At 45.3% G+C, this 14,704-nt stretch carries 16 protein-coding genes; 1 reads left to right on the top strand and 15 read right to left on the bottom strand.

Annotation, left to right across the window (positions count from 1 at the left end; genetic code table 11):
- The 14 genes from IBX40_00935 to IBX40_00870 all read right to left on the bottom strand — a co-directional run.
- Window positions 1-816, bottom strand: an 816-nt coding sequence (locus tag IBX40_00935; protein MBE0522895.1) for an HD domain-containing protein, incomplete at its 3' end; no start/stop codon positions are given.
- A gap of 23 nt (window positions 817-839) precedes the next feature.
- Complete coding sequence (locus IBX40_00930) at window positions 840-1,247, bottom strand: hypothetical protein (protein ID MBE0522894.1); 408 nt, start codon at window positions 1,245-1,247, stop codon at window positions 840-842.
- Window positions 1,248-1,288: 41 nt separating this feature from the next.
- Window positions 1,289-1,621, bottom strand: a complete 333-nt coding sequence (locus tag IBX40_00925; GenBank protein ID MBE0522893.1) for a hypothetical protein — start codon at window positions 1,619-1,621, stop codon at window positions 1,289-1,291.
- A gap of 195 nt (window positions 1,622-1,816) precedes the next feature.
- Window positions 1,817-2,005, bottom strand: a complete 189-nt coding sequence (locus IBX40_00920; GenBank protein MBE0522892.1) for a hypothetical protein — start codon at window positions 2,003-2,005, stop codon at window positions 1,817-1,819.
- Between the two features lies 1 nt (window position 2,006).
- Window positions 2,007-3,458 carry a hypothetical protein gene (locus IBX40_00915; GenBank protein ID MBE0522891.1) on the bottom strand — a complete coding sequence of 484 codons (1,452 nt, stop codon included), beginning with the start codon at window positions 3,456-3,458 and terminating at the stop codon, window positions 2,007-2,009.
- Window positions 3,455-4,606 (bottom strand): Coenzyme F420 hydrogenase/dehydrogenase, beta subunit C-terminal domain, encoded by a 1,152-nt coding sequence (locus IBX40_00910; protein MBE0522890.1) that lies wholly within the window; start codon window positions 4,604-4,606, stop codon window positions 3,455-3,457. Before IBX40_00910 ends, IBX40_00915 begins: the two co-directional genes overlap by 4 nt.
- On the bottom strand, window positions 4,607-5,035 hold the full coding sequence (locus IBX40_00905) for a hydrogenase iron-sulfur subunit (protein MBE0522889.1): 429 nt from the start codon (window positions 5,033-5,035) through the stop codon (window positions 4,607-4,609).
- A 2-nt stretch (window positions 5,036-5,037) separates the two neighbouring features.
- Window positions 5,038-7,023 (bottom strand): CoB--CoM heterodisulfide reductase iron-sulfur subunit A family protein, encoded by a 1,986-nt coding sequence (locus tag IBX40_00900; GenBank protein MBE0522888.1) that lies wholly within the window; start codon window positions 7,021-7,023, stop codon window positions 5,038-5,040.
- Between the two features lies 1 nt (window position 7,024).
- The gene (locus IBX40_00895) at window positions 7,025-7,444 is read right to left on the bottom strand and encodes a hydrogenase iron-sulfur subunit (protein ID MBE0522887.1); all 420 of its coding nucleotides are present in this window, start codon (window positions 7,442-7,444) and stop codon (window positions 7,025-7,027) included.
- Window positions 7,441-10,470, bottom strand: a complete 3,030-nt coding sequence (locus IBX40_00890) for a CoB--CoM heterodisulfide reductase iron-sulfur subunit A family protein (GenBank protein MBE0522886.1) — start codon at window positions 10,468-10,470, stop codon at window positions 7,441-7,443. The genes IBX40_00895 and IBX40_00890 overlap by 4 nt, the downstream gene beginning before the upstream one ends.
- Window positions 10,467-11,360 carry a CoB--CoM heterodisulfide reductase subunit B gene (gene hdrB / locus IBX40_00885; GenBank protein ID MBE0522885.1) on the bottom strand — a complete coding sequence of 298 codons (894 nt, stop codon included), beginning with the start codon at window positions 11,358-11,360 and terminating at the stop codon, window positions 10,467-10,469. Before hdrB ends, IBX40_00890 begins: the two co-directional genes overlap by 4 nt.
- Entirely contained in the window at window positions 11,357-11,890 is a 534-nt protein-coding gene (gene hdrC, locus IBX40_00880) for a CoB--CoM heterodisulfide reductase subunit C (GenBank protein ID MBE0522884.1), read from the bottom strand. The genes hdrB and hdrC overlap by 4 nt, the downstream gene beginning before the upstream one ends.
- Window position 11,891: 1 nt before the next feature.
- Window positions 11,892-12,923: a (Fe-S)-binding protein gene (locus IBX40_00875; protein ID MBE0522883.1), complete on the bottom strand. Its 1,032-nt coding sequence runs from the start codon at window positions 12,921-12,923 to the stop codon at window positions 11,892-11,894.
- Between the two features lie 525 nt (window positions 12,924-13,448).
- Entirely contained in the window at window positions 13,449-13,634 is a 186-nt protein-coding gene (locus IBX40_00870) for a hypothetical protein (GenBank protein ID MBE0522882.1), read from the bottom strand.
- Window positions 13,635-13,801: 167 nt separating this feature from the next.
- On the opposite strand from IBX40_00870, the gene IBX40_00865 reads away from it, so the two are divergent.
- Entirely contained in the window at window positions 13,802-14,428 is a 627-nt protein-coding gene (locus tag IBX40_00865; GenBank protein ID MBE0522881.1) for a HEPN domain-containing protein, read from the top strand.
- An 18-nt stretch (window positions 14,429-14,446) separates the two neighbouring features.
- On the opposite strand, the gene IBX40_00860 is transcribed toward IBX40_00865, so the two are convergent.
- Window positions 14,447-14,614, bottom strand: coding sequence for a hypothetical protein (locus tag IBX40_00860; protein MBE0522880.1), 168 nt, complete (start codon window positions 14,612-14,614; stop codon window positions 14,447-14,449).
- Between the last annotated feature and the right edge of the window lie 90 nt (window positions 14,615-14,704).

The raw sequence follows: 14,704 nt of genomic DNA, 5'->3' as shown, positions 1-14,704 counted from the left end.
GATGTATTGAGCTTTTTCGAGCTTTTTTTGTTCACGATGTATTGACACCTTCCATGTATGATTAGCATCCCTTGCCAAATAATCTAATCTATCTGCATCAATTGCAGAATCAAAAAGGTCTGTTAGGTATATTAATTGATTATTAATTCCTTCATTACAACCCAATAATTGTTCAATAAACTTGTAATCTACTTCTATATTATCTAATGCTCTTCTTATATTTGAATTATTATTATTTAATTCATCACATATCAAAAGCTTATCTAGCTTTCGAAAATCTCCTTGTCCCTTTTTTGGAGAAATACAAGATTTTAATAGTTCTAGAGAGTGTCCACAAGGACCATGGCCTGCATCATGAAGCAGACCTGCTATTTTAGCAGATATAATAATTTCCTGATTTAAATTTGAATCATGTTTTTGTAAAAAATTACAAAATACACCAATTAAATGCGATACTCCCAATGAATGTTCAATACGAGAATGTAACGCACCAGGATATGTCATGTAAGAAAATGAAAGCTGTTTTATAAAAGCCATTCTTTGAATATAAGGTGTATAAAACATGTAAGATAATTTTGGTTCTAATTCAATTTGTGAATAAATCGGTAGTATTATTTTGGTTTTTTTAGTTGAGTCGAATTTATCTAGAGATATATCGTATCTACTTATAAAAGAATCTAGGAGAGCCTCCAAATCCTCTTTTGAAAAATCTCTAGTGGGTACTCTTGTTTCCTTATTTATTTTTGATAATATATATTCATCCTTTGCTTTTGAAGCCAATTCTGTGAGTTTCTTATCAAAATTATATTCAGTCATATACATCCACCCCATGTTTTAGATTATTGTAAATAATGTTGTCTTTTCAGTAAATGAAGGATACAATTAATTTTTTTGGATTCCAATCTAGATACATTACCAAAATTTTTATTACAAACATTTTTAAAGATTTCATCTTTATTCACGCTAATTTTACCAGAAATATTAATTTCAATTAAAAATGATATTATTTTAGTTATAATTTCATCATAATTTCCTTTATTTATATTTTCCTTAACAACATCACACAATGTTAAATAAAATATTTGATCTATGACTAATAAATAAAGCATGACAACTATCCAAAGGGCTATTTTTATTTGAATAGGTACAGTTAAGATAGCTAAAATTAATGTTAGGATTATAGCTGATATTGGAATAAATACTGCCCAATTATTAGAAAATCTATACCACTTAATTGTTAATTTCAAGTAATTCCTTTGAATACATTTCTTTAAAAACAATTGCAAACCTAGCCTCTCTGGGATATTTGTGGTAGTACTTCATTAATCTGAGTAGGTAATTCTAATTCTAGTTCTTGTATTGTATTTAAACCTCGATCGGTTATAGATAATTTTGGATTATCTCCAGTTAATTTAATTAAATCACTTGAGGCCAATAAAGAAATATCATTCCAATAATCTGCAGAATTGATTTTTCCAGTATAATCTACTTTATAGGCATATAATTGAATCTCGAATGTTTCCTTTAATTTTTTTGTAATTTCAAGTAATTCTTTCGAATGTATTTCTTTTAGAAATTCTACTAATTTTAGAATTACTCCTGTAGAAGTATTTACTTCCATTCATAATCCCTCCATGGTTTAATATTAATAATCTTAGAATATAATGGTTTTGAGAACTAATTTTGAATACAGCTTAAATGTTTTTGTTATCAACATTAGTAACAAATCATATTTAATTGTTATCAATGCTGGTAACTAAACATTTTCCTTAATCTTTCTTGCTTTAGGGGGAGTATACTCCCCCAGATGTATTTACTAATGACTGGCAGCGTATCGCTCGGCAATCAGCGCCCTGGTCAGCCTGAACTGGACCTTTTGCTTGTCCCAGTCGTACTTGTTGCCCAGGAATTTGATCAGCCGCTTCTTTGTGGCCCCTTTTAGCTCATTTGATTCCATCAGCTCATCCACGAACGCTTTTTCCTGTTCTTTATCAAGTTCAACCATGTTAACATCCCTCCGCTGTCACCACAGTACATGTACCAGTGGCTATAGGTAGTTTTTTGTTGGTCAACATCAATCCGTCCGGTACCTCAGCAACAGCATATCTCATCTTCAAAGTACCTCCGTTGGAGGTCAGTGCGATCATGCCGCCTTTTCGCAGGCCAAGGCTTTTCACTGTGTTCATATTCACCATCACAAAGTCGTTATCATCGGGTTGGTCGAACCACATGAACGGATTGTACACATTGATCAGGTTACCCTTGCCTTCCTCAGGTGCAGTCTCGATGATCTTGCATGACAGCTTCTTGTACTTGGGTCCTGTGTACTCCTTTACCACGTTCTCCAGTACATGGGTGTGCAGGCTCTGGCAGTCAAATGCTTCCCCACCCAGGTTTTGGGCAATTGTTGAAAGGGCATCGACCCCAACAGTGCCCTCACCGCTGTTCTTGAGCACCTGGCCTTCAGTATTCATGAAACTTCCTGCCTTTGCGTACAGTGGTTCTGTGCCTATCACAATATGTGCCAATTTTGTCACAGGGCTGTTCCTGGAACTGATCACGATCAGATTGTCCAGCTTTTTCAAGATATCTTCTGCCCCATTGGGCATGAGTTCAATAGGATCGCTATCCAGGGTCACAAGTGTCTTGATGCTGCCTTCATTGATACCGTCCATGATCTCCTGCAGTCCCTTCTGGCCCGTACCCTTGCTTATCAGGTGTACACCTGTCGAGTCAACAAAAGGCTTCATGAACATTATCCTTGCACCAGTCATCAGTGCCAGATTGAGCAGATGTTTCACATGCTCAGGGTCTGAATGGGGATGCACGTCTGCGATGATCATGGAGTCACTGTCAAGCCCCAGTTCACTCTCGTACTGGTCAGGCCCGATGTGCTTTGTCTCATCTGCAAGTTTGATCTTTTTTGGTCCCACAGCTATAATGGAGGCGCCATTTCGTTTAGCAGCTAAAAGGCGCCTCATGATCAGCGGATACTGTGTATATGGGTCAATGAACAATGCGATCTTGCCGGCCTGCTCTACATCTTCCAGAGGAATACCCTGTCCTACTGCAGCGTGGCATTCAGGAGGCAGTTCGGCATAAGTTCCCATGCCTGTATGCACCACTGTACCCAACGCATCTGCAACCCTGGTAAATGCCAGGTGTTCCTCACTGGTAGTGGCACCCACAGAGAGCATGGCAACATCCTTGGCTCCCTTCAGCTTACCGGAAGCTGCCTGTACTGCATCCTCGATACTGGCTTCCACACTGTCCACCATGCTGATGGCTTTTGAGTAGTGGTGGGGGAGCTGCATCCCGAACCTGCACAGTTTACCTAAGTTAGCAGGACTGCTCTTCATGAAATCCACGGAAACAGTGCCTTCATCGTCTTCTCTAATATACAGCCCGCAGCCAATATTGCAGCCCGGACAAACGGTCTGATAGATCATTCCTTTCATTTTACCATCACCTCGAAGAAGGGGGGACGATCAAGATTCATCCCGGGCTGGTAATTGCGTTTACGCTGCGCAGGAATAGCAAACCTGCTCTGCAGTATAGTTATGGGAATATCAGAAGGACACACATCACTGCACTGGCCGCATGCGATACAGCTATCAGTCAGGTGCAGCAATCTCACCAAGTGGTACATGCTCATCTTGTAATCATCTGCCAGGGAATGGAACATAGTACATTTTGAATCCTCATCGCAGGAGCATACAGGACACACTTCCTTACAAGCACCGCAGTCAATACAGTTCTCCATCTGGCCCAGATAATATTGCAGTCGTTCTTCATCAGGTATCTCGGTTATTATCTTCTCTTCCAGGGTATTACCCAGGTTCACCATTGCATTATTCACCTTCTCGCGAATTGCAATTGCCTTATCACTGGCAGGCTGCACTTCGATACGGCCCGCATCAATAGCGTTCTCCAGAAGTTTTACACCCTTATCGTTCATCACCTGACAGAATGTTGCACTGCCAGCCAGATCCCCGATCACGCCCCAGTTTCCACAGGCAAGATCAGCATTTACCGGTATTTTGATAGTACAAAACCGGCAGCTTTCCCGCCGTCCAAAACCTGCTTCCTCCAGTTCATCAATGGGAATACCCTTCTCCTGGCCGTCCTTTGTCTTAAATATCAATTTTCCCTTTTCGATCTCTTCCCCGACTACATCATCAGGGTCAATATCATACATCTCGGCCAGCATCTTCTTGGTAACAACCGGATGCATGCTGCCACCGCAGTTCAATCCCACGATATAGGTAGTATCCAGATCGATCATATTGCGCTTGCTCTGTTCAATAACAGCCTGTGCATCACAAGGTTTAGCAGGCATTGCCACCTTGCGGCCCTTAGCATACTTGGCCAGATTCACAGGTACTGAATGAAGACTGCCTGTGGATGCCAGCACCTCATCAACATCATCAGTAATAATAGGCACTGCTTCAAACTCATTGATATGTTTCATGACAACCACGTCCTCAACCAATCCTTTTTCCAGGGCTGCAGCCAGTACGGCAGTAACCAGTCCGCCTGAAGCACCGCGCTTTCGCACATCTTCGTCAGTGGCATATCCCACTAACATATCACCTACTGCAACCATTTAGCTCACCCCTGCTGGTTTTAAGGGACTTGGTCCCAGTTCCTTCACCTTAGCTGTGACATCATTGATGAAATTAGCGAACCTCTCGCCCTCACTGGCAGATATCCAGTTCAGGTGCAACCTGTCAGGTTCCAGTCCCAGTTCATGCACCATCTCTTCCAGGAACTGGTATTTTAACTCGGCTTTTTCATTACCATTCACATAGTGGCAGTCGCCCAGGTGGCAACCTGTAACCAGCACTGCATCCGCACCCTCTAAAAAGGCATTGAACACATGCAGGGGATCAATACGTCCAGAACACATGACCCGTATAACACGGGTGGATGCAGGCTGCTGGAACCTGCCCATGCCGGCCGTATCTGCACCGCCATAACTGCACCAGTTGCAACAGAAGGCCACGATCTTTGGTTCCCATTCAGTTTCAGGCATGATCATACCTCCCCGTAGGCGAATACGTTCTTAACCTGTGCCAGAAGCTGGTCATTCTTGAAATGACTTTGCTGCAATGCCCCTGTCGGACAGGCGACGGCGCACGTACCGCAGCCCTTGCACAGGGCTGAGAGAATATTCAACTTCCCGTCCTCTAAAGACAAAGCCTGGAATGGACACATGGGTACGCACACACCGCAGTCCACACAGATATCCTCGTCCACTTTTACGGTAATACCCTCGGTCAGCGCCTTGCCCTGTGCCAAAAACCGCGTTGCTCTGGCTGCACATGCACTACCCTGTGAAATGGAATACGGAATATCCTTTGGTCCCTGGGTCATGCCACCGATAAAGATGCCATCCAGTGTAGTGTCCACAGGTTTCAACTTTGGATGAGCTTCCATCATGAACCCGTCCGCGGCCCTGCTCACTTTTAATATCTGCCGTATGGTCTCGGTACTCTCGGGAGACACCGCACCTACGCTCAATACCATCAGGTCCAGTTCCAGGTTCACGATCTCACCTGTCAGGGTATCCTCTACCCTGGCAATGATATTTTTATTCTCATCCTCGGTAACCTCTGCCGGTTTACCCCTGATGAACTTGATACCAGAATCCCTAGCCCTGTTATAGAACTCCTCATACATCCTGAAAGGCGTTCTCATATCCATATACATGATATATACTTCAGTGTCAGGATATTTTTCCTTGATCAACTGGGCATTCTTCAGGGAAGCCATGCAGCAGAAACTGGAACAATATATATTGGAGTTCTTATCCCTGCTGCCCACACATTGTACAAACCCGATGCGCTTGGGCGGCTGCACATCAGAAGGCCTGACCACTTTACCCATGGTTGGTCCGCTGGCATTGATGAGCCGCTCGAACTCCATGGTAGTGATCACATTATCGTATAATCCGAACCCGTATTCGTGCTTTGGTTCGGGGTCATATACATCGTAACCCGCAGCTACAATTATCACGCCTACATCCAGTTCAGAGAACGTCTCTTCCTGTTCCATATCAATGGCGCCGCGCTCACAAGCCTTGATGCAAGCTCCACAATCGATGCACACAGATTTGTCCACCAAAGCCCGCAAAGGTACTGCCTGGGGGAAAGGCACGTAGATGGCTTTTCGAGTTCCGATACCTTCATTGAACTCGGTATAGGGCACCTCGATCGGGCACTTTTCAGTGCACAATCCGCATCCACTGCAATCTTCAATATTGAGGTACCTGGGTTTGTGTTTCACCTTCACTTTGAAATTACCCACATAACCGTCTACTTCTACAACTTCCGAGTAGCTCATGATCTCGATATTAGGATTACGGGCCACTTCCACCATCTTTGGACCCAGGATACAGATACTGCAATCGTTGGTGGGGAAGGTCTTATCCAGCTGTGCCATCTTACCGCCGATGGAAGGTCCCTGTTCCACAAGATACACCTGGAATCCCATATCACCGATATCCAGTGCCGCCTGCATACCTGTAACCCCGGCCCCGATGACCAGCGCCTTATTTGTCACAGGTACTTCACTGGACTGCAAGGGTTCAAGCTTTGCAGCCCTGGCCACGCCCATGCGCACCAGTTCCTTGGCCTTGTGGGTTGCATCTTCCTTCTCCCACATATGTATCCAGCTGCAGTGCTCCCTGATGTTCACAAACTCGAACAGGTATGGGTTCAATCCGGCCTCTTCCACGCATGCCCTGAATATGGGCTCATGGGTCTTGGGCGTACATGATGCTACCAGCACCCTGTTCAGATCAAGTTCCTTGATCGCATTCTTGATCTCTGCCTGTCCGGCATCGCTGCATGTGTATTTATTAACAACCGCAGTGGTCACATTAGGCAGGGTGCTAATATAATCTGCCACAGCCTGGCAGTCCACTGCACCTCCTATGTTCACACCGCATTCGCAGATGAAAGCCCCTATTCTGGGTTCCTCTGCCTCTATATTTTCAGTTACTGCTTCTTGTTCTGTCATATTAATCATCCACCCCTTTTTTTAATGGACTGGGACCTAAAGCCTTTATTTTTTCTACAAAACCGATTAGTGTTTCCTGGAACTTCTTCCCCTCTGCGGCAGACACCCATTCCAGGTGCAATCGACCGTCAAGTCCCAGATGTTCCAATGCATCTACCATTTCCTTCATCCTCTCATCAGTATGGACATTGCCCTCAATATAGTGGCAGTCCCCAATATGGCATCCTGTTACCAGGATACCGTCTGTGCCTTCTCTCAACGCTTCCAGGATAAAGGATGGTTCGATCCTGCTGCTGCACATTACCCTGACAATCCTGTTATTAGCAGGGTACTGCAGCCTGGACACGCCTGCCAGGTCGGCCCCGGCATAGCTGCACCAGTTGCAGCAGAAGGTAAGTATATCTGGTTCGAATTCGCTCATTGTATCCCCTCCCCGTATGCTTTGATCACAGCCATGATCTGGGGTGAGGTGAAGTGCTTGGGAGTGATTGCCCCTGTGGGACACTCGGCAGCACAGGACCCGCAGCCCTTGCACAGGGTAGGATTGATCTCACTCTTCTTCGTAGTATAAATGATCTCCTCGGTCTCAACCACGATCTCTTTAAGCTCAGGCGCATTGAACGGGCATACCAGTGTACAGCGGCCGCAACCGATGCATAGTTCTGGGTCAACCACAGACACATTGCCAATAGTCTCAAGATAGTCCCTTGAAAGTATAGTGGTGGCCCGGGATGCGGCAGCTGATGCCTGGGACACAGCCTCATCCACCAGTTTTGGTGCCTGGGCCGTTCCGCACAGGAACACGCCGTCCGTTGCAAAATCCACGGGCCGCAACTTGATATGCGCTTCCAGGAAGAACCTGTTAGCGTCCAGCGGCACCTTGAACAGGGGCGCCAGGGTCTCGTTAGTCTCTGGCGGCACCATAGGCGCACTAAGTACAGCAAGGTCGTAGTCGATCTCGAATTCCATATCCAGCAGGTGATCATATACGGTAATTGTCTTTTCTTCGACCTGGGGCTCCCGGTCCTGGGTATAGCGCATGAACACCACGCCCAGTTCCCTGGCTCTGGTGTATAGCTCTTCCCATTTGCCGTATGTCCTGATATCCCTGTATAATACGTACACGTTCCTATCAGGATCTTCTTCCTTGAGTCGAATAGCATTCTTCATGGCCACGGTACAGCATGCTCTGGAACAATAGGGCCGATCATCATTGCGCCCGCCGGCACACTGGATGATCACTATATTCCTGGCATCCACACCTTCTTCCAGCTTCTGTTCAAGTTCGCTCTCGGTCATAATATTGGGGAACTTCCCATATGAGAAGTATCCTTCCGGTTTCAGTTCAGTGGTGCCGGTAGCTATCACAGCCACACCGGACTGAATCTCTTCCTCCACATTGACACCTTTGATCTTTCCTGTGAAATTACCCATGGAACCTTCCAGTTCCACCAGTTCGGCGTCCTTTAAAACATTGATATTTGGATGGGATTCCACCCGCTCAATTATAGGATCTAATATCTCTTTTGTAGTACGGCCGTCCTGCAGTCTGGTATATGTTTTAAGCAGCCCGCCAAGCTCTGGTCCTTTCTCAACCAGAGTGACATTGAAACCCTTATCTGCAATGTCCAGGGCCGCTGTCATGCCGGCGATCCCGCCGCCCAGTACCAGCGCATCCTTATTGAATTCCACCTTCTGCGTGTACAACGGTTGGGTCAGGTTCGCCCTGGCCGTGCTCATCCTGATAATATCCTTTGCCTTTTGGGTGGCCTTTTCCTTTTCGTTCTGATGTACCCAGCTGCAGTGTTCCCTGATATTTGCCAGTTCGAACAGATACGGATTAAGCCCCGCTTCCATTAATGTGTCCTGGAACAGGGGCTCATGTGTCCTGGGCGTACACGATGCCACAACCACGCGGTTCAGGTCATGTTCCTTTACCATATCAGCAATACCAGCCAGACTGTCAGTACTGCAGGCATACACCTCTTCCTTAGCGAACACCACACCCGGCAGTGTCTTGACATACTCTACCACATCAGGTACGTCAACGATACTGCCGATATTGATACCGCAGCGGCAGACCAAAACACCTGTCCGCACTTCATCGCCAATATTCTTCTCTGGCGGATACTCCCTCTCGGTAACAAGAGTACCCCGTTCACTGGACAACAGTGAGGATGCCTTGCTGGCTGCCCCGCTGGCGTCTGCCACGGTATCAGGAATATCCTTGGGACCCTGGATGGCACCGCTCACAAAGATACCGGGCCTGTTTGTCTCCAGGGGACTGTCGATCTTGGTCTTGACAAAGCCCATATCATCCATTTCAATCTTTGCGATCTCTGCCAGTTTTTTGCTGCTCTCAGACGGTGTCAGGCCTATGGACAGCACTACCATATCAAACTCTTCCTGATTGATACCGTTCCCTTCCACCTCATATTTCAATGAGAGTTTATCGGTCAGTGGATCCACTTCAACGCCAGAAGGTCGGGATCGGATATAGCGTATGCCTTTCTCCTTATCTGCTTTTTGGTAGAATTCCTCGAATCCTTTGCCAAAGGCTCGCACATCGATATTGAATATGGTTGTCTCAAGCTCAGGATCATGCTCCATGGCAACCATGGCTTCCTTGGTGGCATACATGCAGCACACACTGCTGCAGTTCTTGCGCCCGATCTCGGGACTGCGTGAGCCAATACACTGTATCCATGCGATCTTCTTCGGGTGTGTCCCGTCTGCCAGGGTCACATGACCCTCGTAGGGTCCGGATGAACTCAACTGCCTCTCGAACTCCAGGGAAGTGACCACATTGGGGTGATCCAGCCTGTATTGTTCTAATTGGGAAGCGTCAAAGGGCTCAAACCCTGAATTGAGAATAACACTGCCCACATTGATTTCGATCTCCTCGTCCTTATCCTCATAATTGATGGCATCATTCTCGCACACCTTGGCGCAATTGCCGCACTTACCCTTTGTCAGATATATACAGTGTTCTGCATCAATTGTGAACACCCTGGGTACAGCCTGGGGGAATGCCAGGTAAATGGCTTTTCTCATACCCTGGCCTTCATTATATTCATTAGGTACCTTGGCCGGGCATTTAGATACACAGAGTTCGCATGCCGTACATTTCTCAGGGTCCACGTACCTTGCCTTCTTCTTCACCCTGACAGTAAAATCTCCGGCTTCGCCTTCGATTCCGGTGATCTCGCTGTAGGTTAGTAATTCTATGTTGGGGTGCCGGGCCACATCAGCCAGTTTCGGGGAGAGCGTACACATGGCACAATCCAGCGTGGGGAATGTCTTGTCCAGCTGTGCCATCTTGCCGCCTACGGTGGTACCTTTCTCGATCAGATACACCTTCAGACCGCTGTTGGCCAGATCAATGGCGCTCTGGATACCAGCTATACCTCCGCCGGCCACTGCCACAGCACCTACTAGTTTGCTCATTTCGCACCACCTCTGATTTTTTCAATAAATTTACTATTTTCCACAAAGTTCTGGTCGATACCCAGTTCCTCAGGGGTAAAACCCATGGCAAGTCCCAGCAGCTGCGAATAGTGCAGCACAGGCATACCGTGTTCCTTTTCAAATTTTTTCTTAATCTCTGTCTGGCCCACATCAAACTGCAAATGGCAGAATGGACATGCATCCACTACGCAGTCCACATTGGCTGCTTCCATATTATCAAGTTTTTTGTCAACAAGTTTCAGGGTGGTATCTATCACCGCAGTCCTGGCACCACCACCGGCTCCGCAGCAAGCCATCTTATCCTCATAGTCCACTGAAGTGGCCCCTGTTGCTTCCACCAGTTCGTCAAAGAACGTGGGTTTCTCCACAGATCCAAGATGCCGCTCCTTGCTTGGTTTAACAAGGTGGCATCCGTAATGCACTGCCACTCTAAGGTCCAGCGGGTTGGTCACTGCTTCCTTTATCTTTTCTGGTCCCACTTCCTGGTAGAGGTATTCAACAATATGGCGCACATCCTGTGTGCCTTTGAATTCCTTACCGATCTGGGCCAGTATCTTGTTGACCTCGGCTTTTAGCTCTGCATCTTCTTTCAGTACATTATTGGCATCTGTCAGGGAGCCGAAACAACCGTTGCAGACTGTCAGGATATCGTCACCCATGGCTTCCGAAAGTGTGATGTTCCTGGATGCCAGTGAGAGCCAGGTGTTCTTGTCAAAGGACCGGAACACTCCCGGAGCAGGACAGCATGAAGCACCTTCCAGGTCCTCCAGTTCAATGCCCAATTTATTCAACGTCTTCTTGGTGGAGGCTTCGATACCAGGATATCTATTGGGGGCTATGCAGCCCAGGAAAAATGATAATTTGGTCATTTTTCAGCCTCCTCTGCCACGATCTTATCAAATCCTACAATTTGCATCAACTTCTTGACCTCGTCTAAAGCGTCAGGGAACCTGTGTACAGTGGGAGGCAACTCATCAAGTCCCAGTTTCTTCCTCTTCTCTTTTGTATCGTCATTAATGGGTACTGCATGTCCCAGCTTTATCACGATCTGGCCCACCTTCTTATGGGGACCCAGTATGATGCCGTCATGGACCGCAATGGTACGTATCTTGAGCAGGGCATCCACATTCTGCACACCCTGAGGGCACCGTTCCTGACATTTATAGCATGTGGTACAGTACCAGATATACGGGCTGTTCAACAGCTCGTCCTTCATGCCCAGGTTAGCCATTCTCAGGAATTTGCGTATATTATACTCAGGTTCCTGCTCTGCCATGGGACATCCGGAGGTGCAGCCTGTACAGTTGAAACACAGAGTGATCTTCTCTGCCCCTGGTTCTTCAAAGACTTCCTGCCTGAAGGTGGGATCCAGATTACTTGCCTTAATAACTTCACTCATATTATTCACCCTCCAGCTGCTCGGCAAGGAATACTGCCATATCCTTGATCTCAAAATCGTAATGTTCAACAGATTCCTGCTCATTCTTCATGCAGGTCAGATGTGCCAGGCACTTGGGACACGAGGTAATAAGCACTTCTGCCCCGGTGGCCGCAGCCTCGTCCAGTCTTGCCTTGCGCAGGGCCTTGCTCTTATCGTTACAGTTCATACCTGACGAAACACCACAGCACCAGGCATTCTCTTTATTATGTGTCATTTCATTGACCTTTGCCCCTGCAGAGGCCAGGGCATTTCGTGGAGCCTCATATTCTCCCATGTGCCGGCCCAGCCTGCATGCATCATGGTATGTAACATTTATCCCGGAATCAATACCCAGATCAGCATCATTCAAAAGCTGGCTGATATGGACTACTTCAATAGGCAGATCATAATCCTGGCTCAGTGTGCGGTAGCATTCGGCACACGAAGTGACAAGGGTCTCGATACCGCTGTCTTCGATAAGTTTGATATTTTGTTCCTTTAATTTTTCAAATGTCTCTTTATCTCCCTGCCACAATTGGTCATGGCCGCAGCATTTCATCTGCAGGAGCTTTGGATCCTTCCCCATCTTATCAAGCAGTTTCATGGATGAATCTGCGATAGATCTGAAATCCACATCCAGGTTATAGAACATATTATGAAAATCAAGACATCCAGGATAATAACCGATCTTGGAATCGGGGTTTCCTGCCTCTTCCAGGCTGGTTCTACTCTTATTCAGGTCTACCATTAGTTCAGATAAAGCTGTAAATACTCCCTTATGGACCAGATCACCATTTTGTTTACCCTCACGTTCTTCCCTGACGAATTCGGGATAGTTCACGCCCTGAGGACATCCATCATAGCATAAATTGCATGTAAGACAGTTCCAGATATCATCGGAACCTGTCCTATATACATTAGATTGGTATATGGTATTTCTGGGGGAAGTCTTTATGACTCTTCTAACTGGACAAATGGCAGTACACTTACCACATTGGTAGCAAAGCTGCATATTTGACGACGTACTACTCACCTACACATATCTTTTTGACGTTTAGCTTAATAAGATTCAATTTAAACATTTCGATTTATTTGTGAAAAATGGGACTAACCTGAAAATGAAAAAAATATATTCAGGCAAGCGATTTTCTCCGACCGGACCCAACACTTTGTTAAAATATTGAATTCCTTTCAATTCTTTATATATAAATCTAATCTCCTCAATTAAATTCATTATATATAATTCCGGTCTACTTAATTATATACTTTTCGAATATATATTATCAAGAGAATAAATATTCATGATAAATAATGTTAACTGGATCTCTATTGAATTGATTTTCAAGGAACTAAAAAGCAGATACTCTATCGACACATTACCAACTTCAAACCCAGAGATAGTAGAAGCTCTTTTGTTGGTAGGGATATTAATGTTGATAGTGTCAAGCACTTGATCAGAATCTTAATCTGAAGAGGTTAATGGACCAGTGGAGGGCTTAAACCGATCAACAATGGAGGTAGGTTATAGGTTATATCTCTAATTCTCCCAGAGTCTCACAGTTGTCCCCAATACAGCAGACTGGACATCCGGCGCTTTTGCCTTATGGGCAAGCTGCCCGGCTTTTGCGAGGGTGGCAAGGGCGTCTGTGTATAGACCACGCCCAATCTGTGAATTTGCTTTTTCAAGAAGCTGCCATGCTTCACCACTTAAATCCTCTGACATTATTTTATGGATGATGTAGGTTGTTAAAAAAGTGTTGTTCTTACACTAACTGTAATGTCATCTCCCTTATAGCACAGTTTCAAAATCCAGTTATTTTGGCATTTATCGCATCAAACGATTTTCTTGATATTGTGCCACTCCTCCCTGAAAAAGAGCATGAATAGATATTGTTTTCAATCCAGGCTGATGTGGAGGCAACAACACCTGAAAAGACTTTTACTCTTAAGCAATGGGAGACAATATATTTAAGGGAATATGATGAGTACTATTTGAAGAACATTTGTGAACTGCTTATTATGTTCTGGCAGGTGGGCACCCACCAGTACAGCATGATTAATAAAAAATTCAAGGCTAACGGCGGAGAAATAATGGACCAGTTTGAACAATGCATTGAAGATGGCACTATTATCAAGATAGAAATTGACCCTGAAAATATCTCAGGAGAACTGAAGGAGGCAGAATATGATCTAGAAACCTCTGAGCGCTCAGCAGCAGAAAAGATATTCAAATGGGCCACGATCCAGGGACATTATTCGCTGCAACACTCTTTCAATGCCTTATTATTTAGTAAAGGGTATCGTGCTATTGGTCACCAATGCCTGATATCAGGGATTAAAAAATTTTTTGTATCAGCTGAAATAATCGATGAGAACTATATCAAGGATTTTGAATATTCCCATAAGGTCTCCGAAGGCTTGGAACATGCATATAATAATAAAGAAGATTTTGCCATACATATTATGAGCTGTGCAGGAGATATTTTAGAAATCGCCCGGAATGAGACGGGATATTAGAATTGATCATCCCAACTGTCAGTATCCTCCGGATCGCAGGAAATCGTCTGCAAGTTCCTTACGTCTGCTTTCCTTACTACTTTCAGTAAGTTTTTCTACGTCCCCTTTAAACTTTATGACCTTTCTGGCAGTCCGTTCACCTTCAGGACATCCGGAACATTCTTTTTTTCTGACATAATTCAGCACCGAATAATCAAAAAATCCTAACAAAATATATATTTTTTAGGCTACAGTGGACGCAGTAATTTTATTAGGTTTCACGAATGATACTATCTC

Source organism: Methanosarcinales archaeon, from assembly GCA_014859725.1.
Classification (GTDB): domain Archaea; phylum Halobacteriota; class Methanosarcinia; order Methanosarcinales; family Methanocomedenaceae; genus Kmv04.
The sequence above is the reverse complement of the archived record's forward strand: the minus strand, read 5'-3'. Positions and strand labels throughout refer to the sequence as shown.